Genomic DNA, 25,673 nt, shown 5'->3' with positions numbered 1-25,673 from the left:
AATTTATCTTCCAAAAATACTATTTATCTCTTTTTCAAGTACTTCTTCATCTTTACCTGTAACAACAACTAATTCTTTTAATAACAAATTCTTAGCTGTGTCAAATAACTTTCTTTCGCCGAAGGAAAGATCTTTTTGAGTTTTCAACAGGTAGAGATCTTTCAAAACTTCTGCGATTTCAAAAACAGATCCTGTTTTTATCTTCTCTGTGTATTCTCTAAATCTTCTGTTCCATGTTTGATTATCAACGGTAATCCTTTTTTCTTTAAATATCTCAAAAACTTTAGAAACCATATCATTCGATATAACTCTTCTTAATCCAACTGCATTTGCATTATGTGTCGGGACCATTACTTTCATGTTGTTCTCAAAAATCTTCATTACATAAAATGTATCTTTACCGCCACCTATTTCTTTCATCTCTATTTCAACTATTTTTCCTACCCCATGGGCAGGGTAAACAGCGATATCGCCTACTTTAAACATTTTATAACCTCCTTAAAACTTTAAGAGTTTAACAAAAATATACTAAAAAGTCAATAAAACATATTTTTCTGCCAATAAAAGTGGTTAACCCAAAAAACGCAATGACCCGCCAAATGACAATAGGCTGTGTAATACCCCGCTTTTTTCATTCCAACACATACGCTTCGTTCAGTGTAAATTTAAATAAATCTAATCTTTTTAATATGTTACAAGATGAGATTCTTCGGCTGTTGCCTGAGAATGGCAATTGCCTGACTTCATATTGACGGCGGCATGTTGCCGCATAATTTTATAATTAATTCTTAACCTATTATACCATGTATGAGGGTAGAGTCTCTAATGGGCTAAACTTACAGATTACGTAAATAGCGGTATTCTATTGTAGGGTTCATTAATGATACCATTTACCTCAAAGGCATGATCCTGAAATACTTCTTGATTCCTTGACAATCTACAAAGGTAATATATTGAAAACAACGTATGCGGAACAATAAAAATAAAGTGTATCTTGCCATAATAGCAATCTTATTTACAATAAGTTGCGCAACTATACCAAAAAACTTTGGACCCGAAAGGATAATGCCCAGCAGTATTTTGGTAATTCCTCCAATGAATGATACGGTAGATTTAAGCGCTCCCGACGTTGTATGGCCGATTGTCCATAATCAAATAATCGTAAGGGGCTATAAATCTCCTTCCATAGCTTTTGTCAAACAGGTATTGCTGCAGCATCATATACATTACGCCGGCGAGATAAACATGTATACTCCTGAGGAATTAGGTAAAATGTTCGATGTAGATGCAGTACTCTATACAACAATAACGGATTGGGCTACAACATGGTTAATTGTTTATGCCTCACAGACAGTTGGATTACAGTTTGTACTTAAAAGCGCTAAGGATGGCCAGCTATTATGGAAAAACCATTACACAGATACGGAGAGAGGCGTTGCTGTAAATCCCAGACAAATGGCCGCACTTGCAATAGGTGCAGCAGTATCTCCTTACACCCCGATGGCCAGACGGGTGGTAAATATAGCTTTTTCACGGTTTCCATTAAGCAATTACAAGAATCAGCAGTAAACCGGGTTAGGAAGGGTATGCTTTTAGTCTACCTCTTTCTCTAATGACTTAAAAATTACCCCGTTACACCGGAAAACTTTGGTCTTCAGACAAAATGGGTTTAACGGAGTTTATCATCTTATATACGGCTGGGTTTTCTAATTAAATATAGAGGTACGATATTTTGCAACGGCAGATCAATCATGCTCTTTAAACGCTTTATCCTGTGCTGTGTCATGTTTTCTGATCCATTCAATAAGCATTGCAAGATGCTCTTTCTCCTCATCACGGTTATGTTCGAGTATATGTCTCAACTCCGGATCTTTTGTTGCTGAGATACGTTGTTGATACCAGTTTATAGCATCCGATTCTTCGTTAATCGAAGTTCTTACCCTTTCAAGGTCTTTTGATAACTCATCAAGTTTTTCCCAGTCATTATAAGTTGCGGACATAACGCCTCCTATCTAAGTTCTTTTCTTGTATAATTAAGTATTGCCCTTGCTATAACAAGTCTTTGCACCTGCCCTGTGCCTTCGAAGACATCGTATACCTTTGCATCCCGCATCCATTTCTCAAGCATATGCCTGCGAGAATACCCTTCCGGACCGTATAGCTCTATCGCCTTTTGAGTAATCTCATCAACTACAGCCCCTGCCTTTGCCTTTGCCATTGATGCTTCTTTAAGATTGGGTTCACCTTTGTCGAGCATCCATGCCGCCTTCCATGTGAGCAATCTCGCGGCTTCCAGTTTTGCCTCCATATCTTCAAGCAGTGTTTCGACATAGCCCCTTTTATGGATTGATCTTCCATAATTTATCTCTAGTCCATCTTTTGTTACAAGGTCTTCATAAATATAATCGTAAGCCGCCCTTGCTATTCCTACTGCCATAGCTGCAACAATGGGTCTTGTTGCATCAAATGTTTGCATTGCCCCTTTAAATCCCTTCTCTTCTTTTTTCTCTCCGCCAAGAAGGTTATCCTTGTGGACCCTGCAATCATCAAGCACGATCTCCGCTGTATCTGATGCCCTTAAGCCGAGTTTATTTTCAAGCCTTGCCATTTTTAGCCCAGGTGTTCCTTTCTCTACAACAAAAGCCTTTATGCCTGACCGGCCAAGCTCCTTACCGAGTGTTGCCCATACAACATAGAGCTCGGCCATCTCACCGCCTGTTACGAATATTTTTGTTCCGTTGAGTATGTAATAATCCCCATCCTTTACAGCGGTTGTGCCGACCGCGGATGCATCGGAACCAAACCCCGGTTCTGTTAATGCCATTGCTCCGTAGCTTGGTTTTGGGCCATTCAATATCTTCATAAACCGCTTTTTTTGTTCGGGTGTACCTGCCGCCATGATTGCAGCACCTCCAAGCCCGGGACCGGGTATTCTAAGCGTTAGAGCAGGGCATCCCCATGCAAGTTCTTCAAGTGCCATAACACCGAGAAGATTCATTTCTATTTTAGGCTTATCGGTCTTCTCTTTCTTAATTTCGCTTTTTGCTTCATCTTCTCCGCTTACTTTTGTAGTTGAAAAACCAAACCCGAGCGATTTAAACATCTCATACGTTTTCTGGATAAATTCGGTAGGCTCGGTATGCTCGTTTTCATCGTATTGCCTTGATATGGGTCTCATAACATCCTTGGCATAATTGTGTAAAAATTCCTTTGCCATTTTCATTAAAGGTGTAAGCTCAAAATCTATCATTGTTTCCTCCTTATATTATAGCTAAAAATTCTGTTGCAGCAAATACCCTTGCATCCCTGTACCACATCTCTACAGGATGTTCTCTAATAAAGCCGTGCCCGCCGAGTATCTGGACAGCATTTCTCGTTATAAACATTGCCGCATCTGCAGAATACCTTTTTGCTATAGCTGCTTCTTTATAAGCATCCATACCTTTATCGAGCATCCATGCCGCTTTCCATGCCATAAGTCTCATTGCATCAATCTCTATTGCCATCTCCGCTAGTGTAAACGCAATGGATTGCCTTGACGCAATCGGCTCTCCAAAAGCAATCCTTTCTTTTGAGTAGTTAAGCGCGTAATCATAAGCAGCTCTGCAAACGCCAGTTGTTAATGCGGTCATTGCCACACGAGATCTTGCAACGAGTGTTGCAAAGCCGCCTGTTAAGGATAACACATTATCTTTTGAAATTCTTGTCCCCTCAAGTGTTATTGAAGCTTGTTGTAAAGCCCTTAGTCCCTGGTTCTTTTCCCTTTCTTTTACAACAAAGCCGTCTTTGGAAACGATATAGCCGTCAACACCTGCAAACCCCTGACCGCTTCCCTTTCTTGCAAAAACGAGTGTTGCGATTGCAGCTTCACCAAGTGCAACACTCGCTTTTTCACCATTTATAACAATATCTTCGCCGTCATCTTTTGCCGTAGTTTTTAAATATTCCATATCGAATTTAACCAACGGCTCTACTATTGCTGCTGTAAAGGGCTGAAACTTTTCTGCATTGATCATAGCGAAGTATTTCTTTTTTTGCTCTTCTGTTCCGAAAAAAAGTACAGGCAGTGTGAACAATGATGGTGCTGTAATGTTGAGGGTCATAGAGAGGTTACCATAAGCGAGTTCTTCTAAGGCAATTATGCTATTAATTGCAGAAACCTTTTCACCGGCACCTCCGTACGCCACTGGGATATAACTGAATGTTAAACCAAGCTGATGCCCCTGCTGTATTATTTCCAGTGGTATCTCACCGGATTCGTCAGCGTTTCTGTCGCTTTTTCTCATTACCGTTAATGCAAAATCTCTGCATGTATCTCTCAGTAAGGTTTGTTCTTCGCTTAATTGGAAAGAAACCATATTGCCTCCTTAATTTTTATATTGATGTATAATGTTTTTTTGATTAATGTGTCAATAACCTTTTAAATACCCGCACAAACAATATAAGTTAAAATTTTCAGAAAAGCCGAAACCAATAAACTACCACGCAGCAAACCGCAGGGAATTATCAGATTGAAGCAAGATAAGACGGTGCAATGCAAAAGTTTCTTGCAGGTTTTAAATATTATGCTATAGAATATGCCATTCAAAAAGGAGACGTGATTATGAAAAGGTTACTATTATTTAACATTGCATCATTTCTAATGGCAGCAGCTATCTCCGGATGTGGTAGAGGCACAACAAGCACGGTAGCGGTATCCCCGAATATACTATGGGCTGCCAATGGTTATAAACTTACACCTGCCGGCGTTCAGATAGGCGCTGATAGGAAAAGCATAGCTCAGGCTGGAACAATGGCTATAACACCCGATGGTAAAACAGTGCTTGTTCTAAGTACAGGCTGGGTGAAAACCGGTGGGAGCCATGGAATAACGGCAATTGATGCAATGGCGGATACGATTACTTCATATCTTTCCCTTAGACCTTATGAATCTTTTTACGGTATGGCAGTAACAAGTACATTTAGCGGCTTTAATATTTTTGTGCCCGGCATACAAAATCAAAAAGGGTATGTGCTTGACATCAGTATAGATGCGAGCAGAAAAATGAGTTTGCAAAATTCTATCCCCCTAGCATCTTATTATTCAGCTACATTAGCAAAGACACTTATGCCGACACCCGCAGGTATCACAATAAGCGGGAATACACTGCTTACAGCAAATAATGTTGGTTATAATTCAGGCTACCAGTATCCCGGTGAAACGGTATCCATTATAGACCTGTCAACCATGTCTCAGACCTATACAGTAACCGTAGGACAGTATCCATGGGCAATAGCAGTAACACCTGATGGAAAGAACGCTTATGTGACAAACAGGGGCTCCGGGACGGTATCTGTAATATCACTCGCAGGTGCACCTACAGTAACAGCAACTATTCCTGTTCAAACAGGCCCTGCGGCAATTGCCTCATCAGCTGACGGAACAAAGGTTTATGTTGCAAACACGCTTAGCGATTCGGTGAGTGTAATAAACACAAAAACAAATATAGTAGCGGATACGATAACACTCGCAGCGTATACAGGAGCGCCAGTAGTAGGAGGCTCGCCTGATGGGCTTGCATTTTCAAATGACGGGAAATGGTTGTACGTAGCACTTGCAGCGGATAACTCTATTGCGGTAATAGATACAGCAAGTGATCAGGTTATCGGCAGAATACCAACCGCATGGTATCCTGCCGATATAGCAGTTGATCCGATGAATGATCACATATTTGCCGTAAACACGGAGGGCATCGGGCACGGTCCATGGATGCCAGCGCTTATAGCACCAAACACGTGGAATATCCTTGATTTTGCCCATTATGATTGGTATGTGCACAGTTCTGTATCGGATATTACAAAGCCTGCAGTATCGCAATTAAGCATTTATACTGCACAGGTACTTAAGAATGATTTTGTCAATCCTGAACACGCACCGGTACCTGCTAATATAAAAGCAGCATGGTCGAACATAACCCATGTTGTTTATATCTTAAGAGAGAATAAAACATACGATATGGAGTTTGGCGATCTCGGACCATCTGCAAATGGCGAGCCTATACCATGTCCGTATTATGCGCCCGGAAGTTTAAGTGCAAGAACACCAGAGCTTGGCTGCTCAGGCAGCGGCATAGGTTTCACAACGCCGAATACACACGCAATGGCAAGACAGTTTGCACTTGATACGAACTTTTATCTTGATGTGGAAACATCCATTCAGGGACATCCTCTTGCGATTGACGGGTTTCTCAGTGATTATCTGCAAAGGATATGGTCAATAAACACAGATTACGGCGGGTCTAACCGGGCAGACGACTCTACTGATCCTATTGCGACACTTCCATCAAATTCGCTGTTCCAGGAACTTTATAATGCTGGTATCACGTTCTCTGATTTTGGTGAGAGCCTTATTACATTAAGACCGATAAGCATTCAGAACAATAACCTCCTGCCTGAGATGGTTATGCCGGGCTATAATGCTACATGGGCAAACCTATTTAGTGATACTCAAAGGGCCGCGTACTTTGTTTCAACCTTTAATAACATGGTCCAGACAAACTCATTCCCGCAATTTGTATATCTTACGTTAGGAGATGATCATTATCCGCCTGGTGATTATTCTGAAAATGATTATGCAACAGCAATGATCGTGGATGCCATATCACACAGCCCGTACTGGAAAAATACGGTTATTTTCATAGACGAGGACGATCCGCAGGTAGGGATTGATCACATTGATCAGAAGAGGTCTTTTGCCATTGTAATAAGTCCGTACGTAAAGCATGGTTATATCTCAAATGAGCACTACACGTTTACAAGCATACTTAAAACCATTGAGTTGATCTTTAATTTACCTCCAATGACTCAGTATGATGATACGGCATTGCCCATGTACGATATGTTTCAATCAACGCCTGATCTTACCCCATTCACAGCATTGCCGGAAACATGGTCGACTATTTCAAGCCCGACAACGTGAGGGTAATAAACGAGATATATTGCTTAAAATTAATCGTAGGGGCAATTCATGGATTGCCCCTTTTTTTGGGCGGTCCTGCTTCAAGTGACTTACGCGCATTTTTGCATTGAGGAGCAGGGGTGGAATTTTAATAAAGGGAGATTGTTATGGGGTTAAAGAAAATTAAAGATAATGTGTTCTTGGCTGGGGCAGTGGACTGGGACAGAAGGTTGTTTGACTCGCTTATCCCGATCCCGGACGGTACAAGCTATAATGCTTACCTGATATACGGAAAAAACAAAACAGCTCTGCTGGATACTGTGGATCCGTCGATGACGGATATGCTTATGCAAAATCTTAAGGATGTAAAAAACATAGATTTTATCATATCACATCATGCGGAACAGGATCATTCGGGTTCAATACCGGCTGTACTCAACAGATACGGTAATGCGCAGGTTATTACATCATCAAAGGGCAAGCCCATGCTGATAGATCACCTTCATATTCCCGAAGATCGTATTGCCACGGTAGAAGACGGTGCCAAACTTGATCTCGGAGGCAAGACGCTGGAATTCATATACACGCCGTGGGTGCACTGGCCCGAGACAATGGTCAGCTATCTTCATGAAGATAAAATACTTTTTACATGTGACCTCTTCGGCTCACATCTTGCTTTGTCGGAGCTGTACTGTAAAGAAGAATGGAAGGTGTGTGAAGCAGCAAAAAGGTACTATGCAGAGGTGATGATGCCGTTCAGGGCAAACATAAATAAACATCTTGAGCGGCTTGCAAAATATAGTACAGAGATCATCGCCCCAAGCCATGGTCCTCTGTATAACAATATTGACTGCATTGTAAAATCACACACGAAGTGGGTTGCCGATACTGTGAGCAATGAGGTTATTATACCCTACGTATCAATGCACGGTAGTACCCAGCTGCTTGTAGATTATTTAACGGATGCGTTGACAGGCAAGGGTATTAAAGTAGAAAGGTTTGATCTGACCGTAACCGACCTCGGGAAACTTGCCATATCTCTGGTTGACGCTGCAACCATGGTGATGGGATCGCCAACAGTGCTTTCAGGTGCGCATCCTATTGTTATGTCCGCAGCATTCCTTGCAAATGCGCTTAGACCAAAATTAAAGTTCGCATCCATAATCGGCTCTTACGGGTGGGGTGGCAGGATGATAGAGGATATACAAAAAACAATACCTAACCTGAAGATTCAGATGTTGGAGAATGTACTTATAAAGGGCAAGCCGGATGCCCAGGCATACAGTGCCGTTGAGAGACTGGCAAACGAGATAGCTGCAAAACACCATGAGATTAATATACTGTGAGTAGTCATATGAAAAAATATAGATGCACAGTATGCGGATATGTATATGACCCTGCTTTAGGTGATCACGAAGGTGGTATACCGCCAGGAACAGACTTTAATGACTTGCCCGATACATGGGTATGTCCGCTGTGCGGTGCAATGAAAGATGAGTTCGGGATAGAGGAATAAACCCAGTACCGCAATGCGTATATAAGTTAGCTCTGAGAGTTTTAGCTATACGTAGTCAGACCTTCTTATGAGTCCTTTTATGGATTTTCCATTGATAAAAGCGGAAACATTTTTTGCAGCATATCGTACAGCCTCTACGAGGGTCGCTTTTACAAGTGCGGAATTGTGGGGTGACCCTATTACATTCGGAAGGTCAAGGAACGGGTAGGTCATCCTAAACTCTCCAGACCTGAAAGGTTCGATCCACCATGCATCAATGCCTGCTTTAAAATCCGGGTTATCTTTAAGGTGATCATACAGGGCCTTCTCATTTATGATGTCGCCTCTGGCAACGTTGACGAGAATTGCGTTATGTTTCATTAGCCCGAGTTCTCTTTCGCCTATTACACCTCTTGTGTATTTTGTGAGTGGCAGCGCAATAACAAGGATGTCGGATTCTCTAAGTACGGTGTCAATGTCATTTAATGTAGCTATAAAGTCTACCCTTTCATCTGTTTTCCCTGATGTATTTATTGCGTATATCTTCGCTTCAAACGGGATCATAAGCTCTGCCACTGCCTTCCCTATACCGCCGAATCCAAGAATTCCGCATACACTACCCCTGATATAGCCGCTCATTACCGAGTGATCAAATTCGAGATTTTTAAGTTTCTTATGACCCTGTAGAAGGTTCTTTGAGAGTGCGAGTATCATACCCAGCACGTGTTCTGCCATTGCCGCTGCGTACGCACCAGCGTTACTCGCGATTACTGCATCCACAGGGAGAGACTCAAAAGGCAGGTGATCAGCACCAGCCGATAAAAGCTGGATGAACTTGATACCTGAGAGAAGCTTTATCTCATCATGAGAGAGTTCACGATTGATATTCCATGCGAACAGAATGGATGCATTTTTAATGGCATCAAGACGCTCATAGCCAGAAAGCCCGTTTATAAAAACGACTTCAGGAATAAACTCCCTGATAAGTTTCCTCGTCTCATCATCCGTTGAAAATGTTACAATCACATTATTCATAGTAATAGATTTAATTCAAAATTATATATCCTCGCAAACATGCTCCCACTGGATTCCTGCTTTCGTGGGAATGACAAACCAATCATTCGTCACATAAACCCCATTATTTTTTGATGCATCTTAGGGTTGATCGGGTTTATTATTTGTAAGCAGGTCATGGACCTTTTGCTGTGCATCTTGATAGAGCCAATTGCCATGTCCGGGACATAGGCTATTAAAGTTCAAAGCAGCGATTTTCCCTACAGAATGCCATGCCTGATCTGCATCGACGGTAAAGTATTTAATCGGGCCGGTAAGTTTGTCTGACCTTTTGTTTATTGCATCACCGCAGAAGAGTGTACCGGTCCTTTCATAAAGAACAGATATGGAGCCGGGTGTATGCCCGGGTGTATGTATAATTTTAAGTCCATCAAAACCACTTATGCTGGAATCCTCATCCACAGGTATTGCATCAAGCGGCGGTTTATATTTCCATACATGCTTGATCATAAATGCAGAAAGCTTTTCTAAGAGATATCGCGGTCTGGGAGGCCCGGATTTACCCACGAGAACATCAAGGTCGTCCTTATGTACATAGAGTTTTGCGCGTGTCTTATCTATGAGTGCGGCGCATGAACCTGTATGATCTGGATGGGCATGGGTTATTATTACGGCTTTAACGTCGGAAGGTTTGATACCTATTCCCGCAAGCTCTTTGAGCATATTGTCTGCCTTGCCAGGCGTTCCTGTGTCAATAATCAAAACGTTCTTGCCCTGTACTATTGCATAAATATTCACAAACTTACCTGACTCTAACAGATATGTATCATCCTTCAGTTGCTTCATATATTATATATTAAAACGATTCTTTGGTTCAGTCAATTGTCTGCAGACGTTAATTTTTACTTATGCATTTCTGAAAGATGCGGGGTATTTTGATCATTGCGGTTAAATGGTTGCCATGGTTTTTCTATTATTCAGGATTATGAATTATGATTCTTACATCGTGCTCACTGAGTTCCTGAATCTCGTATTTGTAACCTTTTTCTTCAAGCTTTGGTAAAAGGAACACAGGCTTCCTTTCATGGAAAACAATTACTGTTTTATGAGCCTCTGTTTTTGCAAGTGTTTCAAGCACTAAAGCCATTGGCTGCGGAGGTTCAAGTCCTTTTACGTCAATGTATACCGTGCCATCCTCTGTCCATACCCGCTTTTTTGTATCCTGTGTTTCCTCGTGCCGCTCCGCCTTTTCAATCTTATAAAACCATATTTTATAATGGCCGCTACCCGGCATCTCTGTTTCATGAATAAAACCCTTTTTTTTAAGCATATCGTACAACGGGGCAGGTTCAAAGATTGTCTCAAGCAATAATGCCTCGCTGTTCTTTACCTTTGCAGCGGTTTGCATGATCTGATTAAAAGGTTCACCGCCTGTTCTCATAAGTTCACGCACGTCAAGCTTATAAACCTTTGCGTGCTTTTCTTCCACAAGTGCTTTTACGCGGATAAGCGGCTCTGTATCCGCTGTTACAGAATCAATGTCGTTATCCGATACGGTTTCGCCTGTGGCATTATTTAAAACCTTGATCATATCCGGGAGGTTAACACCTGCAGCCTTTGCAGCATGCTTAACCGTTGCGAGCCTTGCGAACGTCTTTTTCATTATGGGGTTTTTCAATAGCTTAAAATGTTCATTATACTTTATGAGTACGTCAACAAGTTCCGGATGTGCCTTTATCATCTCTAAGACATTGGTTTGAGGTGTGATCTTCATAATTATTCCATGCCGAGTTTGAGTTTAGCTTCAGGCGAGATTCTATCGGGCGTCCATTGAGGTTCCCATACAACATCAACACGAACACCTTTTATACCGTCGATCATCTTTATCACATTTTCCGCGGCAGCCTGTATGCTTAGGTGCAGAGGGCATCCCCTTGCGGTTAGAGTCATTTTGACATCAACTTCGTCATTGTTTATATTCAGCTCATAGATCAACCCAAGCTCTACCAGGTTAAGCCCTATTTCAGGGTCAATAACATTCTCGAGTGCATTGTAAACCTGTTCTTTTGTTACCATACTCACCTCCTGATTACATTAAAGATATTCCATCCGTATATGATTGTATCGACAAATAAAATAATGCCTCCGGCAAATATAAGACCGATAAGACCTGTCAGAATCCCGCTGACCAATAAAATAAGCCCGATATTGGATAGATATAATTGTATCCATGTGAGCCTTTCATTGATCATATCCTTTGTCATGGGCACCTTTTGAAGTCCTATCTTTGAGCTGTACTTATTATACCAATGCAGGAAAGGGACTATTTTATGCATCATGCCCATAATGTAAAGTACTGCCCATCCAAAGAGTCCAAGAACGGCATAAACGATATCAAGGCGGAAAGAATGCTTAAATGCAATGATATATAACCCGAGTACCCCTGTTATTATAAGATAGCCTGTTGCTGTTATCGAAAGCCATATACCGGGATCAATATGCTTTCTTGCACGATGCCTGTAAATGTCCAGCATCTGAAGCACATAAAATATTATGCCTGTAAATATTATTATGCCTGCTAATATGCCGAGCCAGTAAACAAAGGTATATGAATGAAGTAAGAAAAAATGCAATGTAAGCAAGATTATTCCGGATAAAAACAAAACAAAGGCTACCAATGCCTTTGTCTCTTCGTAGCCGTGTGAAAGTATAAACATGGGCACAAGTTTGAATGAGAACCCTATGATCACAAGTGTAACAAAGCCGATTCCTGCAATAGCTATGTGTATGTGCAGCAATGCCATGGGATGGACAATGAATTGTTTGTCCAGACCTGCTGCAGCGATGGAGCCGATAATTAATGTGATGAATAGGAATCCGATCGCCGTAACAATAAACCAAACCGAGATATCACGTCTTAATTTAACACCATTTTGGGCTGCAGCGGTTCCCTTATTTGTAAATGTGAGTATCATATCAACAATGAATAATAAGATTGCCAAACTTAACAGTCCCGCCGGGACCGCGGGTGTATTAAATGTAGAGAATGCATAAATAAGCCATGCGATGCTAATGATATAAATATAATACGCTGCCCTTGCAATGCCCTCGCTGTACAATTGCCTCTCTGTTATGACAGGCACGAGCTGGAACATTGCCCCGATGATCGTTATTGTAATACAGCCGAGCGTCAACAGATGTGTGAGCGGCAGAAGCACCGGGGACCTGAAATAATTCTGTGTAAGTGCCTCCGGCTTTAATACAATTATTAAACATATAAAAATAAGTATTCCTGTACCTGTAAACAGGTACCTGAAGGGGATATTCAGTTTTGGCGATTTTGCAGTTGCTAACTCCATATAAATAAATCTATACACTGCAATAATAAATGTGTATGAGAAAGATCATATTGGTTACAGATAAATTAGTATTAAAATCATTTACAATACTTAGTATTTATGGGATGCATGAGTCAATATGTATACAATAGATCTAACAGGAAAGGTCGGGGTTGTTACAGGGGTTGTAAACAAATACAGCATATCCCTGCATATCGCAAAAAAGCTTCGTCAGGCAGGTATGGACCTGTTTTTTACTTATGCGCATCAATCTCTTAAGGACAGGATTGAAGAGGCCGTTCAGGGCTTAAGCCCATTGGGGCTTATAGAATGCGATGTTCAGAATGAGGAGATGGTTAAGAACCTGTACAATGAGATTACCAAAACACACGATAAAATCCATGCGTTTGTTCACAGTATAGCGTTCGCACAGAGAGAAGAGCTTGGTGGAGAGTTTTTAAACACATCAAGGAACGGTTTTATAACGGCCCTCGATATAAGCGCATATTCCCTTATCTCTTTAACAAATACCCTACTGCCTCTTATGAAAGAAGGAGGCAGTATAATTGCAATGACGTATATTGCGTCTCAAAAGGTTATACCGGGTTATAATGTAATGGCTGTAGCAAAATCTGCTCTCGAAAGTAATATTAGATATCTTGCTTATGATCTCGGTAAAAAAGGTGTAAGGGTAAACGGGATATCTTCAGGACCTGTGAATACCTTATCCGCAAGAGGCATAAAAGGGTTTACGAAGATCCTTGAGTACTATCCGCAAAAAGCACCTCTTGCTAGAAATATTACACCCGATGAGATCGGGAATGCAGCGCTGTTCCTTTTATCTCCTATGAGCAGCGGTATAACAGGCGAAATACTGTTTGTTGATGCAGGTTATAATATTGTAGGACTTTAACATGATGCAATATGACAATCGCTGATTATATAAAAAGAATTCTTATTTTATCTTTTGCGTGTGTACTGTTAACAGCATGTTCTAATAATAAACATGGCTTAAGCTATACGCCTACTACTGTTTACTTTAACCCGAGTGGAGCGGATTTTTACAGCATGCCTTTCCCTAACGATTATGAAACAGATGCCGAGGGTCATCCTTTGCTTACAGGATTTCCCAATCCTCTTAAAATACCGCTTTTAAATCAATACCTTGAAACTGCAAGGACAGAGGTGGTCGGATTCGGGACAAATGCACCAATGTATATGCGATTCACAGGTTCTTCCATATCCCTATCGACACTTCCACAAACACCCAAGGACAGTTTAAGCAAGAATGCATCCATGTTCCTCGTGAATATCGATCCGTCATCCTCACAATACGGCAGTCGTGTTCCTTTAATATGGTCTTATGAAATTACGGATACGGATTATGTATCCTCAAACACGCTTGAGGTTTCTCCCATGTATGGCTTTCCATTATTTGGGGCAACAAAATATGCACTTATCCTCACAACACAGGTAAAGGACATAAATAATCATTCTATCGTAATGCCGCAGCTTATGTCAGAGGCACTGCTTTCGAAGACAGGCAATGACCCTGCATTATCAAGGCTTATAAACGTATATAAGCCGCTTTATAATTATTTAATCCGGGACAAGATCAACCCTGATTCGATTGGTGCTGCAACCGTATTCACGACGCAGGATCCCACAAAAGACCTGAGGACGATTAGACAGTTTGTGTCGAATTTGACAGGGCTCGGCATATCAACTATGGGCTATTATCCTGAATGGCAAGCATGGACAGGCACAAACATCAATGTATTCGGCGGTACATATACATCGCCCAATTTTCAGTACGGCACGCCGCCTTATGCTGTAACAGGCGGTGATTTTTCTTTTGATACAAACGGGACACCTATAATTCAAAGATGGGAGTCCCTTGATTTTAGCCTTACCGTTCCTCCAGGACCCCAGCCTAAGAACGGCTGGCCCATCGCGCTTTATGCGCATGGAACCGGAGGGAGCCATATGAGTGTCATAGAAGAGACTGGAGGTGTAGGCTTAATGCTTGCAAGCCGGGGCATTGCATGTATTGGTATAGATCAACCGTTGCACGGCAACAGGGTAAATCCGCCATTATCTCTGTCCGATCTTGACCTTTATTCATTTAATTTTTTTAATCCGGACGAGGGCAGAACAAACTTCAGGCAGTCTGCTGTTGATTCTTTCGTTTTAACAAGGCTTATAAAAACAGGCGGACTTTATATTACATCCGGTATTTCACCAACTAAAAGTCCGATCACATTTGATACTAACAACATCATCTTTATCGGCCATTCACAGGGCGGCATTACAGGCACACTCTATGCAGCGCTTGAGCCGGATGTAAAAGGTGCCGTGTTATCAGGGGATGGAGGAGACCTGTCTTTAACCATTATCTATAGAAAAGACCCCATTGATATTCAGCAGGCTGTAGAAATGCTTTTCGGCATTCTGATTACCCAGGCCATCACAACATTCCATCCCATCGTAGGTCTCGCACAGATGCTTGTTGAGGTTACCGACCCTATAAATTATGGACACTACTTATTTAATCCATATGCCAACGGCACTCCTAAAGATGTTGTTTTAACGGAAGGGTTGCTTGATGTTTATGCACCGCCTATAACTGCAGAGGCGCTTGCAGTCGCTTCCGGTATACCTCTTATAGCTCCGGTTGCAGAGCCTGTTACAGGACTTTCAATAATAGGATTATCCGTATTCACGCCGCCCGTATATGATAATATAACCGCGTCTAACCTCGAAAAGGTTACAGCAGGTCTCTTACAATTTCCTTATGATGATCATTTTGCCATATTTACAGATACAACAGCACAGTATAAATATTCAGGCTTTTTACAGTCGCTTGTTTACACAGGCACTGCGATTATTCCATAGACATTACACACTTCACAGATTTCCATATTGCGTTCTCCGGACTAACCATTTGTGTGATCTTGATCATAGATAACTGATATGATACAAAATAAGATAAAGAAAAGGAGGTAATTTATGAAAAAGTTATTTAATTTAGTAACAATCGGTATATTGGCGATCGGGTTAGCCGGTATGGGAATGAGTTGCGGCTCATCATCAAGTTCGGGAAGCAGCACCACTGGAGTAAGCTCATCGTTAAGCTCATTACCCAATGCGAACCTTACAGTTTCTAACGTGGGCAGCGTAGCAGCACAGGTATTTGATGGTGTTAATGCCCAGCCGCCTTCAAGTGTATCATCTGTCGTAAGTTCCGGTCCTCAGTTACCGGTGCTATCTTACATGTTCAGTCATCTTAATAATGTCGTTGTAAAGCCGCAGTCAATGAGAGGTGCTGTTTTAAATGTCTTAACAAATCTAAAGACTTTACAAACATCGGGGTCATCGTGTTCACCTACAAGTATCGTAAACAATTCAACAGGCAATAACCAATCGGGGACCGTATATGTCACAATAACATGGAACAGTGTACCATGCACGGATCCGTCTACGGGCACACAAATGACAATTAACGGCAGTGCTTCTGTAAACGGCAGCTATGACGGCTCATCCGGGACAGTCAGCATCACCACCTCATTAGATGTGTCAGCAGGTGAAAACTTTACCAACGGCGGTTCTGCACAGATTAATTTTAAAGGTGGGGAATCTGTAAATGGCAGCGGCATAGCTACTACGAACATCACATATACAGAAAAGGGTTCACTCAACATCAGCGGGAGTGTCACGAATATGCCTATAGATGCTGGCTGCGGCACAACAGGTACAACGACAGCATCAGGTTCATTTAACGGCTGGATGACTATAGATGACTCATTTACCGGCAGCCCTAATTCGCTTGCGTCTTCCAAAGAGGATGGAAATGAAACAGATATATCAGGCACATTATCAAATGGCAGCTCCGAAACGTTTAAACAGGGCAGCTATGCTAAGGCATCAATAACTATTAGTTCAACATCACAGACAACAAGGACAATCAACGGCTCAGGGACATTTGGTCAAATAGTAACAGGCACTGCTACATCAACATGTGGAACACCTGTTACAAATTCTGCTTCGTATTCTGGAAAGGTGAGTGTAGGTTTAAGAAATATAACCTTTAATGATGCAATATGCAGCGGTCAATGGCCCGCTAACGGTACACTTACCATTACAGCGGACCGCACTTTTACAGTTGATTTTTCAGTGAACTCAAATGGATCAAATTGTGGTTGTGCTAATGTTAGCGAAGGTAGCGGAGCAGCTAAATTGGATTGTAACTTATAAATAAAATTACCGGCATGAACTAAAAGGGACGGCTAAACCGCCCCTTTTTTTTATGTTTAAAACAGACTTTATTGACTTTGATTTATGCTCCTGATAATATTCTTTTGCTATAAAAATTATTAGGAGGGATTATGAAAAAAAAATGGCTGAAAATAATAATATCTTTGGTACTAATTTTTACCGGGTCTGTGTACTTTACAGGCTGTTCAAAATCGACATCTTCGAGTTCTACACTTCCCACTATCGTCAGGGATAGTTATGGTGTAGCACACATATATGCAGGGAATGACTATTCCTTGTTTTATGGTGTCGGATGGGCAGAAGCACAGGACAGGCTTGTTCAAATGGAGTTCATGCGTCGTGATGGGAATGGGACATTAGCCGAGATCTTCGGTGCATTGGCACTTGGTAACGATATATCTTTAAGGCAGTATCTTTATTATACAGAAGCTGAAAGAGAGGCTGCTTTCAATGCTATTACCGATACAACGATTAAAAATGCCGTACTTGCCTATGTTGACGGGGTCAATGCATACATACAGAGTATTTATTCCGACCCTACTTATTCAAAGGTGCCTTTTGAATTCTTCCAGTTAGGCGGATATTTAAAATCGCTTACTTCTCAATACGGTTTACCTGGCGGCGTTACATATCAGCTTATCCCTGATGGAAAGTATACAATATTTAAACCAGGGCCGTGGACGCCCGCTGACGTTATTGCAGTGGCCGATCTGCTTGTTGATTTCTTTGGTACCGGCGGAGGCAGGCAGCTCCAGCAGCTCGGCGATCTGGATTATCTGATACACTGGTTTCAAACTAATCAGGGCATGAACCTTACCGAGTCAACTACTTATGCAACACGGGTATTTGATGACATAAGATGGCTTAATGATCCGTTGGCACCTATATCGATACCTGATAATACACCTGGCGGTACAGCTATTATGCCGAATGGACCGATGAAAACAACACCTCAAATACCACCGGGTATTACTGTAAATCCAACAAGTTTTAACTTAAGTGCGTTCTCTGATAATCCAAATGCACAAAAGCAGTATGCATTTTTATCCAAGATTCCGCAGGCCTCTGTACAAAAGGCGATAAATGATTTCTATGGAAATCTCCAGAGATTAACGGACATGAAGAAACATCTCGGGGTGTTTTTCACAGAGGGCAGTAACGCATGGGCAGTTGTTCCAACCCTGTCAACAACCGATTCTGCCATGCTGTGGGGCGGCCCGCAAGAAGGATTCTCAGACCCCAATATAGACGATGAGATGTATCTGCACAGTCCGGATATAACAGTAGGCGGCATGAAGATTCCAGGCGAGCCTGTTATACTGATAGGAATGACAAATAAATATGGATGGACAACAACATCAGGCGAGATTGAGGACTCTGTAATTTATGTAGAGCATCTTGATAATTCTGCTTTACAATTTACAAACCCGCAAACTGCAAACAGCAATTATAACGTGCTTTACAACGGTTCTTATGTTCCAATGGACAGGATTGTAGATACAATTCATTATGCAGGGGAAAACCCGTCTGCACCGGCAATGTACCCTGATCAAAACGGTAATCCGACAGGTCCGGGGCCTTTACTCTACAATGTTTTCAGGGTTAATGATTCTGACCCGGTACATTATCATGGTCCTGTAATCTCATTTGATCTACCTGATCAACTTGCATACACATACAAGGTTGCTTTCTGGAAAAAAGAATTCTCAACGGTTGAAGGATTTGCAGATATGAATGATGCAAAAAACTGGCAGGACTTTAGCAATGCTGCTGCAAAGATTGCATCATTACACAACTTTATGTATGCGGATCAGCTTGGCAATATTACATTCTGGTCTGCAGGCTTTGAACCTAATTTCCCTAAGGGTTATGATGACAGGCTGCCTTCTCCTGGTGACGGAAGTGCAGAATGGACACCATGGCCCAATGGACAGATGTTTGTGCCGTACAGTAGCTGGCTATACTCTGTAAATCCGGCCCAGGGGTATCTGGTTAACTGGAATACAAAGCCTCTTAATGTTCCCGGCGTAATAATGGAAGGTAATAGCGGGGACGAACACTGGGGCCAGATATTCAGGTCAGACAGGATTGCATTCCTTATAAAGAGCAATCCTAAAAAGCTGAGTGTAGCTGATATGGAAAATATTGAGAAGGATGTGGGTACAATCAATGACAATGTAACAGTAGCAGGGACATATTTTATCCCATTTATCGTGAATGCTTATAATACTTTGAAGACTGCCGGTGATCCACTTATAACAATTACGAGCTCCACATTCATTACTCAGGGTGTAGATATTTTGAGTAAATGGAACACCTATTTTACGGATCCTACTCAGATATTTACGCCCGCAGGCTACTCGATAACACCGGGTGTTCCAGGATACAGCCCTGTTATAGGACAGCCGGGCGCAATGATCTTTGCAAAGTGGTTTCAAGAGATACAGCAGGTGATGTTTAGCAACATGATGGGTGGAATCCTCGGTGAAACTACCCATAGCATGCTTCTCCATATATTTGATGAGCCCAATACAGGCGTGCCTTTGAACTTTACTGGGACAACCAAAGCAAATTATCTTACAGGCCCAACCACTGGAGGACATTTTACACAAGGAGGCTACTATGCATTTGCCAGTCTACCGGCAGGCATACCGAAGGACAGGGATCACATAATCATCTATGCACTTCAGCTTGCCATGGATCAACTATCACAAGGACACGCAAACGGTGCAAATTTCCCTGCAAATTTCAGTGCCTCTGATCCAACTACATGGGGTTATATACCTGTCAACGATCTCGACTTTGATGCTATTGACAGCCTTGCTCAGACAGCGGCTATATTCTTAACAAGTAATGCAGTTAACCCGACAAACTTCGGGACTGTCCCATCGCAGAACAGAAGTACCTACATGCAGATTATTAACCTTACAAATCCGATATTTGGAGAAAATGTAGTTGCACCAGGTGAGAATGGATTTATCACATTTGATCCTGCCACAGGCATGGGCACTGTAGGACCTAATTTTGGGGATCAGGTTGATCTTTTCAAATCTTTCACATATAAGCCTATGAATATTAAATAAAAGGAGAAAATAAATGAAAAACAGATTGATCATATTAGCTGCCGTGTTCTTAGCAGTGAGTGCAGGATGCACAAAAAAGGAGCCTGCTGCTTCAAAAGCTGCATCGCCACAGGCTGCACAGCAAGTTACTCAAAATACCAAACAGGCACAGGGATCGGCTAACCAGTCTCCTGCTATTCAACCGGTCAAAGAAGAGCATCAAACGGGTATACAGGGTAAGATAGGCTCATATCTTAGAAAGGCTTTTAACATACCGTCCAACGTAAATATTCTGGTTAAGGATATAAAACCGTCAAATATAAAGGGCTTTGATAAGATTGATGTAGAGATTTCAGCCGGAGGAAGAACTCAGTCACAGGAAATGTATCTATCGAAGGACAACAAATACCTGTTTGTCGGAAGGGTTTTCAACATTAATGAAAATCCATTTAAAGCTGCATGGAGCAAGATCAATCTGCATGATTCACCCGCACAGGGCCCGGCAAATGCAAAGGTTACGATAGTTGAATATTCTGATTTCGAATGTCCATTCTGTGGAAGGGCTTATTCAACTGTAGAGGATCTTCTTAAGAAATTTCATGGGAAAATAAGGATTTTGTATAAACAGTTCCCATTACCCATGCACCCGTGGGCAATGACGGCAGCTATTGGTTCAGAATGTGCTTATGTTCAAAACAATAATGCATTCTGGTATTTTTATAACCACCTATTTAAGGAACAGGGCTCTATAACGCCGGATAATGTTAAGGCAAAGCTAACAGGATATGCAAAGGCCGCAAAGCTTAATGTGGGTAAATTTCAAACATGCCTTAATAAGCAGGAAACAAAACCCCTGGTAGATAGAGACATGAAAGAGGCCGCTAATGTTGGAGTTAGTTCAACACCGACATTCGTAATAAATGGCAGGATTATACAGGGTGCCCAGCCTGAGACGCAATTTGCTAATACAATAAACGAGATTTTAGCAGAAAAATAAGGTTCAACTATTCGAGATCAATAGGGGCGTATTAAAATACGCCCCTATTTTATAAACAACATAACATAATACAAACTCATCAAAATAAGTCCCATCGGTATCCCTATTTTTGCCCATGTCCTGATTGATATCTTGAGCTTCCCGGCAGCAATGATATTGGGAATGTTACCCGGTATGAGCATACCGCCTGATATTATGAGGCCCATGAGTATGCCCCTTATTTGCGGCAGTGACAGGTGAGGACCAAGTTCTGCTGCTGCAAGGGTGGCATTATCGACAACAGCGGACAGCATGTTGATCCAGTAAAGTAATGGACCCGACAGTTTTGAGATGTGATTTTTCACAAGCGGTTTAAATCCGTCGCCGAGCAGTACAAGAGACATAACAAAGACATAAACCTTCAGTGCCCTTATTGCTGTATCTTTAAAGGTCTCGGGGAAATCTTCTGTTAAGCTGTTGCTCTTTTTTACCTTTTTTCCTTTTAAAAGGAATCCAGCCGTTGAAACCAGGATCAAACCGGAAAAGACGTATGGCCCCAGGAGTTTTATCAGAAAAAAAAGATCGGTATTGTTAACCGTTCCTTTGATCTTTACTATGGCGATTGTTGATAAAGGCTCTCCTATCGGTGTAAGGGCAGCACCCATACCGATAGAAAAGCATGCAAGTATCACGAGTCCGCTCTCGTATTTTTTATCAAGTCCGAGTATTGTTATAACTTCCGAGAGTATCAGTGCTGCGATTATTGCCGTTATTACACTCGAGACCAAGCCGAGAAACAATATGAGCAATGCCGAAAAAAATCTTGTCCCGATCGATCTTTCTATGTAAAGGATCTCTTTTTCTAAAGGTTTCCTGTACATCTTAAAAAGTAATCCAAATACCAGTGTTGCAATTACGAGTTTTACAGGGGCAATAATGGAGGTCCATACAAGCTTAAGGCTGAATGCTGGCTCAGTGCCAAAGATGTGAGAAAGAGTTAAAGTCATGATTGCCATGACAAAGAAAAATACCTCGATATTCCTCTCAATCCTCTTCAGGAACAAAGGAAGGAACAATATAAAAAATAATATCAACAAAAGAATATATGTAATCATCTTTTTTAATTTTAAAGATAATACCGCTTAATCCGAACAATGCAATAGGGAAGCCTGCTTATTAGTTTAACACTGCGCTCCGCCTGTTCCGTGCGATTCATCTAACCGCCCCTGCAATAAAACACGGATGCTTTTTCATTTGCATTTTTGGGTTAACCCGGTCTGTTATTCTTCAAAGAAACGCAGCTATGCACAGCAGGGAAAGCTATGACATTATGTTTTTTTTAAGGATGTTATGAGCTATTCCACGGTTACACTTTTTGCCAGATTTTTTGGCTGATCCACATCTGTGCCGTTAATCACTGCAATGTGATATGCGAATAGTTGTAAAGGTACTATGGACAGGATTGGTGTAAACAATTCGTCTATATCGGGAACAAAAATAATATCATCAGAAAGTCCTTGAAGCTCATTGTCTTTTGTCGTTGTGATGCATAGGATCTTCCCGTTCCGTGCCTTTACCTCCTCTATGTTGTTTTTAGTCTTGTCATAAACCCTGCCTCTTACAGCAACAAAAACTGCCGGCATGTCAGCGCTTATCAAAGCTATCGGACCATGTTTGATCTCTCCTGCCGTATAGCCTTCCGCATGTATGTAAGAGATCTCTTTTAATTTCAATGCACCTTCAAGTGCAACAGGAAAGCTTATCCCTCTGCCGAGATATAAAAAGTTTGAATATTTTGAATATTTCTTCGCAACGCTTGCAATCCTGTCGTCACTTTTAAGAATGCTGTCAATAAATCCCGGTATTGAAATTAAAGCATCCACGTATCGGGTAAGCTGCTCATGAGAAATGTGTCTGAGAACCTTGCCAATGTATATTGCAAAAAGATAGATCGCCATGATCTGTGATGTAAATGCCTTTGTGGATGCAACGCTGATCTCGGGACCGGCATGGGTGTAGATAACGTGATCCGATTCCCTTGCTATGGTACTATCTATAACATTACATATACTTAAAACCTTGCTGCCATGCTTTTTTGCAAGCCTTATGCCTGCAAGGGTATCCGCTGTTTCTCCGGACTGGGATATGGCTATTGTAAGCGTCTCACTGCTTATCAGCGGTGTTCTATACCTGAATTCTGATGCAACATCGACGTCGACTGGTATGCCGATCATTTCTTCTATAATATATTTGCCTACAAGCCCTGCATGATATGATGTACCGCAGGCCACAAAATTTATTCTTTTGATAGAATGAATAATCTTTTCAGGCAGGGAAACCTCGTCAAGATTTACATCTTTTTTGTCAAAGTTTATTCTATTCCTTAATGTATCAGTTATTGCCGAGGGCTGCTCAAATATCTCTTTAAGCATGAAATGCTTGTATCCGCCCTTTTCAGCCATTGCCGGGTTCATATTGATATTACGGGGGGCTGCGGATAGCTCATGTCCTGCAAAATCCATAAGCCTTATATCCGTATCGGTCAGCACTGCAATATTGCCGTCATCCATGATCAGCATCCTGTCGGTATAAGGAAGGATGGCGGGTATGTCTGATGCAAACATATTCTCCCTGTCTCCAAGCCCAATCACAAGCGGACTTGCCTCTCTTACCGCTATTAATGTATCCGGCCGTTTTGAGTATAAAACACCAAGGGCAAAAGACCCTTTTAATATTCCAACTGCCGATAAAACAGACTGTTCAAAAGACAGCCCTGATTTTATGTAATCTTCTATAAGATGAGCTATAATCTCTGTATCCGTGTCCGATTTAAAATGATGTCCCCTGCTTTTGAGCATTAATTTAAGTTCTGAGTAGTTTTCTATTATTCCATTGTGAACGACGACGATATCGCCTGCTTTGTGAGGATGTGCATTTTCATCGGATGGTTTACCGTGCGTAGCCCATCTTGTATGTCCTATGCCTATTTTACCGCTTATAGACTCATTCTGTATATGATCCGTAAGCTCTCTGATCTTGCCTTTTTTCCTTCTTACTACAAGCCCGTGTTCTGAAAGTATTGCAACGCCTGCGGAGTCATAGCCTCTGTACTCCAGCCTTTTAAGCCCATCAAGTATAATGGGCAGTGCATTTTTTTTACCTATGTACCCAACAATACCGCACATTATTTCTGTCCCAATTTCGTTTTTCTTTTTCTCGCGTAGCCTTCTATATTTTTTTGTTCAGTCCGCTCTATACCAAGAGCATCGGCGGGCACACTTTTCGTTATAACGGAGCCTGCACCTATCAACGCACCTTTCCCTATGCGGACAGGAGCAACGAGTGCAGTATCGCTGCCTATAAAAGCTTCATCCTCAATCACGGTAAGGTTCTTCTTTACACCATCATAGTTACATGTAATTGTTCCTGCACCTATATTTACATTGTTACCTATTGTAGCATCACCTATATATGATAGATGATTTGCTTTTGTTTTTTTACCAAGGACCGATTTCTTTATCTCTACAAAGTTGCCCACATGAACCTGCTCGTCGAGAACAGTATCGGGCCTTAGTCTTGCGAAAGGGCCTATTATTGAATTTCTCCCGACTATACTTTGATCAATGATAGAGTAGGGTTTGACTTCTGACTCATCATTTATAATAGAGTTCGAAATGACGGCTCCGTTCCATATAGTGCATCTTTTCCCGATTTTGGTCCCGTTCATTATAAAGTTGTTCGGATACACTATACTGTCTTTGCCTATCATAACATCCTGCTCAATGTACGTGGTGTTCGGATCAAAAATCGTTACGCCGCTTGCCATAAGACTGTTTAACTTTCGTTGATTGAGTATGCTCTCAGAATGAGCGAGCGCCTTTCTGTCGTTTACGCCAAGCACCTGATCTGCGTCGTCCGTATGGAAGTTGATCACCTTTTTTTTCATAGACTGAACGATGGTTATTATATCTGTAAGATAATACTCTCCCGTAGTATCCGAAGGCTTTACACGTTCAAGTGCCTTAAAGAGCAGTTTGGAGGATACCAGATAAATACCGGCATTGATCTCTTTTATCTTTTTGACTTTATCGTCCGCGTCATTTTCTTCAACAATCTCATATTTACCTGCCCTTTTAACGACCCTTCCGTATCCTTCAGGCTCATCCAGTTTAGAGGTTATAAATCCAAGCGAGGCACCTGACTTTTTATACCGCGCATAGAATTCCTTGATAAGTGCATGCCTTATTAAAGGCACGTCTCCGTTCAGTATAAGTGCATCTCCTTCGAGCTCGGAAAGCTCTTGTGCAGCTGATTTAACGGCATCCGCGGTGCCGAGCTGCTTGTTCTGATGGATAAATATTGCGTCTTCGTATCTCTTTGAGACATAGCCCATTATTATTTCCTTACCAGTTCCAACAACAATCATAACCTTATCTGAATGCAAATCAATTGCTCGCCTAAGGACGTACTCTATCATTGGAAGTCCGCCGATAGGATGAAAAACCTTTGGAATGTCCGACTGCATCCTTTTGCCTTCACCGGCTGCGAGGATAATGGTATAAAGCTTTGTTTCCAT

General features: G+C 41.7%; 21 protein-coding genes. 9 read left to right on the top strand and 12 right to left on the bottom strand.

The genetic code is table 11. The features are described 5' to 3' along the window. Positions 1 to 3 precede the first annotated feature (3 nt). Positions 4 to 486 (bottom strand): CarD family transcriptional regulator, encoded by a 483-nt coding sequence (locus tag M1381_00610; GenBank protein ID MCL4477590.1) that lies wholly within the window; start codon positions 484 to 486, stop codon positions 4 to 6. Positions 487 to 966: 480 nt separating this feature from the next. Here M1381_00610 and M1381_00605 point away from each other — a divergent pair, with 480 nt between their 5' ends. After that, on the top strand, positions 967 to 1,569 hold the full coding sequence (locus M1381_00605; GenBank protein MCL4477589.1) for a DUF799 family lipoprotein: 603 nt from the start codon (positions 967 to 969) through the stop codon (positions 1,567 to 1,569). Between the two features lie 176 nt (positions 1,570 to 1,745). On the opposite strand, the gene M1381_00600 is transcribed toward M1381_00605, so the two are convergent. The 3 genes from M1381_00600 to M1381_00590 are packed head-to-tail and all read right to left on the bottom strand — an operon-like array spanning position 1,746 to position 4,358. Then, positions 1,746 to 2,000, bottom strand: a complete 255-nt coding sequence (locus M1381_00600; protein ID MCL4477588.1) for a ferritin — start codon at positions 1,998 to 2,000, stop codon at positions 1,746 to 1,748. Between the two features lie 8 nt (positions 2,001 to 2,008). Further along, complete coding sequence (locus M1381_00595; GenBank protein MCL4477587.1) at positions 2,009 to 3,250, bottom strand: acyl-CoA dehydrogenase family protein; 1,242 nt, start codon at positions 3,248 to 3,250, stop codon at positions 2,009 to 2,011. Between the two features lie 10 nt (positions 3,251 to 3,260). Beyond that, a complete protein-coding gene (locus M1381_00590) occupies positions 3,261 to 4,358 on the bottom strand; it encodes an acyl-CoA dehydrogenase family protein (protein ID MCL4477586.1) in 1,098 nt (365 codons plus the stop codon). 245 nt (positions 4,359 to 4,603) lie between these two features. Here M1381_00590 and M1381_00585 point away from each other — a divergent pair, with 245 nt between their 5' ends. The 3 genes from M1381_00585 to M1381_00575 all read left to right on the top strand — a co-directional run bounded on the left by M1381_00585 (position 4,604) and on the right by M1381_00575 (position 8,453). Continuing rightward, on the top strand, positions 4,604 to 6,958 hold the full coding sequence (locus M1381_00585; protein MCL4477585.1) for a beta-propeller fold lactonase family protein: 2,355 nt from the start codon (positions 4,604 to 4,606) through the stop codon (positions 6,956 to 6,958). Positions 6,959 to 7,104: 146 nt separating this feature from the next. Then, positions 7,105 to 8,283, top strand: coding sequence for an FprA family A-type flavoprotein (locus tag M1381_00580; GenBank protein MCL4477584.1), 1,179 nt, complete (start codon positions 7,105 to 7,107; stop codon positions 8,281 to 8,283). An 8-nt stretch (positions 8,284 to 8,291) separates the two neighbouring features. After that, on the top strand, positions 8,292 to 8,453 hold the full coding sequence (locus M1381_00575) for a rubredoxin (GenBank protein MCL4477583.1): 162 nt from the start codon (positions 8,292 to 8,294) through the stop codon (positions 8,451 to 8,453). A gap of 45 nt (positions 8,454 to 8,498) precedes the next feature. Here M1381_00575 and M1381_00570 read toward each other — a convergent pair whose 3' ends face one another. From M1381_00570 to M1381_00550, 5 genes are all read right to left on the bottom strand, one after another. Next, on the bottom strand, positions 8,499 to 9,467 hold the full coding sequence (locus M1381_00570) for a 2-hydroxyacid dehydrogenase (GenBank protein MCL4477582.1): 969 nt from the start codon (positions 9,465 to 9,467) through the stop codon (positions 8,499 to 8,501). 120 nt (positions 9,468 to 9,587) lie between these two features. After that, positions 9,588 to 10,292, bottom strand: a complete 705-nt coding sequence (locus M1381_00565; protein ID MCL4477581.1) for an MBL fold metallo-hydrolase — start codon at positions 10,290 to 10,292, stop codon at positions 9,588 to 9,590. A gap of 127 nt (positions 10,293 to 10,419) precedes the next feature. Then, positions 10,420 to 11,220 (bottom strand): DUF2249 domain-containing protein, encoded by an 801-nt coding sequence (locus tag M1381_00560; protein ID MCL4477580.1) that lies wholly within the window; start codon positions 11,218 to 11,220, stop codon positions 10,420 to 10,422. Between the two features lie 2 nt (positions 11,221 to 11,222). Next, positions 11,223 to 11,522, bottom strand: a complete 300-nt coding sequence (locus M1381_00555; GenBank protein MCL4477579.1) for a metal-sulfur cluster assembly factor — start codon at positions 11,520 to 11,522, stop codon at positions 11,223 to 11,225. A 2-nt stretch (positions 11,523 to 11,524) separates the two neighbouring features. Continuing rightward, positions 11,525 to 12,805 carry a hypothetical protein gene (locus M1381_00550; GenBank protein ID MCL4477578.1) on the bottom strand — a complete coding sequence of 427 codons (1,281 nt, stop codon included), beginning with the start codon at positions 12,803 to 12,805 and terminating at the stop codon, positions 11,525 to 11,527. 118 nt (positions 12,806 to 12,923) lie between these two features. On the opposite strand from M1381_00550, the gene M1381_00545 reads away from it, so the two are divergent. The 5 genes from M1381_00545 (at position 12,924) to M1381_00525 (ending at position 21,118) form a co-directional block, all read left to right on the top strand. Then, positions 12,924 to 13,697 carry an enoyl-ACP reductase gene (locus tag M1381_00545; protein ID MCL4477577.1) on the top strand — a complete coding sequence of 258 codons (774 nt, stop codon included), beginning with the start codon at positions 12,924 to 12,926 and terminating at the stop codon, positions 13,695 to 13,697. An 11-nt stretch (positions 13,698 to 13,708) separates the two neighbouring features. Beyond that, positions 13,709 to 15,679, top strand: a complete 1,971-nt coding sequence (locus tag M1381_00540; GenBank protein ID MCL4477576.1) for an alpha/beta hydrolase — start codon at positions 13,709 to 13,711, stop codon at positions 15,677 to 15,679. Between the two features lie 114 nt (positions 15,680 to 15,793). Continuing rightward, positions 15,794 to 17,038, top strand: coding sequence for a hypothetical protein (locus M1381_00535; protein MCL4477575.1), 1,245 nt, complete (start codon positions 15,794 to 15,796; stop codon positions 17,036 to 17,038). 131 nt (positions 17,039 to 17,169) lie between these two features. Then, positions 17,170 to 20,142 carry a penicillin acylase family protein gene (locus M1381_00530; GenBank protein ID MCL4477574.1) on the top strand — a complete coding sequence of 991 codons (2,973 nt, stop codon included), beginning with the start codon at positions 17,170 to 17,172 and terminating at the stop codon, positions 20,140 to 20,142. A gap of 13 nt (positions 20,143 to 20,155) precedes the next feature. Continuing rightward, positions 20,156 to 21,118, top strand: a complete 963-nt coding sequence (locus M1381_00525) for a thioredoxin domain-containing protein (GenBank protein ID MCL4477573.1) — start codon at positions 20,156 to 20,158, stop codon at positions 21,116 to 21,118. Between the two features lie 44 nt (positions 21,119 to 21,162). Here M1381_00525 and M1381_00520 read toward each other — a convergent pair whose 3' ends face one another. From M1381_00520 to glmU, 3 genes are all read right to left on the bottom strand, one after another. Then, positions 21,163 to 22,212 carry a DUF1646 domain-containing protein gene (locus tag M1381_00520; GenBank protein MCL4477572.1) on the bottom strand — a complete coding sequence of 350 codons (1,050 nt, stop codon included), beginning with the start codon at positions 22,210 to 22,212 and terminating at the stop codon, positions 21,163 to 21,165. Between the two features lie 240 nt (positions 22,213 to 22,452). After that, a complete protein-coding gene (glmS, locus tag M1381_00515; protein MCL4477571.1) occupies positions 22,453 to 24,282 on the bottom strand; it encodes a glutamine--fructose-6-phosphate transaminase (isomerizing) in 1,830 nt (609 codons plus the stop codon). Further along, positions 24,282 to 25,673 carry a bifunctional UDP-N-acetylglucosamine diphosphorylase/glucosamine-1-phosphate N-acetyltransferase GlmU gene (glmU, locus tag M1381_00510; protein MCL4477570.1) on the bottom strand — a complete coding sequence of 464 codons (1,392 nt, stop codon included), beginning with the start codon at positions 25,671 to 25,673 and terminating at the stop codon, positions 24,282 to 24,284. The genes glmS and glmU overlap by 1 nt, the downstream gene beginning before the upstream one ends.

The sequence above is a fragment of the Deltaproteobacteria bacterium genome (genome assembly GCA_023382265.1).
Classification (GTDB): Bacteria; JAMCPX01; JAMCPX01; order JAMCPX01; family JAMCPX01; genus JAMCPX01.
Note: the sequence above shows the minus strand (reverse complement) of the source record. Positions and strands in the feature narration are given on the sequence as shown.

What these genes read in the sequence shown, in the direction of transcription:
- M1381_00610 (MCL4477590.1), bottom strand. Translation starts at nt 486, where the DNA reads ATGTTTAAAGTAGGCGATATCGCTGTTTACCCTGCCCATGGGGTAGGA.
- M1381_00605 (MCL4477589.1), top strand. Translation starts at nt 967, where the DNA reads ATGCGGAACAATAAAAATAAAGTGTATCTTGCCATAATAGCAATCTTA.
- M1381_00600 (MCL4477588.1), bottom strand. Translation starts at nt 2,000, where the DNA reads ATGTCCGCAACTTATAATGACTGGGAAAAACTTGATGAGTTATCAAAA.
- M1381_00595 (MCL4477587.1), bottom strand. Translation starts at nt 3,250, where the DNA reads ATGATAGATTTTGAGCTTACACCTTTAATGAAAATGGCAAAGGAATTT.
- M1381_00590 (MCL4477586.1), bottom strand. Translation starts at nt 4,358, where the DNA reads ATGGTTTCTTTCCAATTAAGCGAAGAACAAACCTTACTGAGAGATACA.
- M1381_00585 (MCL4477585.1), top strand. Translation starts at nt 4,604, where the DNA reads ATGAAAAGGTTACTATTATTTAACATTGCATCATTTCTAATGGCAGCA.
- M1381_00580 (MCL4477584.1), top strand. Translation starts at nt 7,105, where the DNA reads ATGGGGTTAAAGAAAATTAAAGATAATGTGTTCTTGGCTGGGGCAGTG.
- M1381_00575 (MCL4477583.1), top strand. Translation starts at nt 8,292, where the DNA reads ATGAAAAAATATAGATGCACAGTATGCGGATATGTATATGACCCTGCT.
- M1381_00570 (MCL4477582.1), bottom strand. Translation starts at nt 9,467, where the DNA reads ATGAATAATGTGATTGTAACATTTTCAACGGATGATGAGACGAGGAAA.
- M1381_00565 (MCL4477581.1), bottom strand. Translation starts at nt 10,292, where the DNA reads ATGAAGCAACTGAAGGATGATACATATCTGTTAGAGTCAGGTAAGTTT.
- M1381_00560 (MCL4477580.1), bottom strand. Translation starts at nt 11,220, where the DNA reads ATGAAGATCACACCTCAAACCAATGTCTTAGAGATGATAAAGGCACAT.
- M1381_00555 (MCL4477579.1), bottom strand. Translation starts at nt 11,522, where the DNA reads ATGGTAACAAAAGAACAGGTTTACAATGCACTCGAGAATGTTATTGAC.
- M1381_00550 (MCL4477578.1), bottom strand. Translation starts at nt 12,805, where the DNA reads ATGGAGTTAGCAACTGCAAAATCGCCAAAACTGAATATCCCCTTCAGG.
- M1381_00545 (MCL4477577.1), top strand. Translation starts at nt 12,924, where the DNA reads ATGTATACAATAGATCTAACAGGAAAGGTCGGGGTTGTTACAGGGGTT.
- M1381_00540 (MCL4477576.1), top strand. Translation starts at nt 13,709, where the DNA reads ATGACAATCGCTGATTATATAAAAAGAATTCTTATTTTATCTTTTGCG.
- M1381_00535 (MCL4477575.1), top strand. Translation starts at nt 15,794, where the DNA reads ATGAAAAAGTTATTTAATTTAGTAACAATCGGTATATTGGCGATCGGG.
- M1381_00530 (MCL4477574.1), top strand. Translation starts at nt 17,170, where the DNA reads ATGAAAAAAAAATGGCTGAAAATAATAATATCTTTGGTACTAATTTTT.
- M1381_00525 (MCL4477573.1), top strand. Translation starts at nt 20,156, where the DNA reads ATGAAAAACAGATTGATCATATTAGCTGCCGTGTTCTTAGCAGTGAGT.
- M1381_00520 (MCL4477572.1), bottom strand. Translation starts at nt 22,212, where the DNA reads ATGATTACATATATTCTTTTGTTGATATTATTTTTTATATTGTTCCTT.
- glmS (MCL4477571.1), bottom strand. Translation starts at nt 24,282, where the DNA reads ATGTGCGGTATTGTTGGGTACATAGGTAAAAAAAATGCACTGCCCATT.
- glmU (MCL4477570.1), bottom strand. Translation starts at nt 25,673, where the DNA reads ATGGAAACAAAGCTTTATACCATTATCCTCGCAGCCGGTGAAGGCAAA.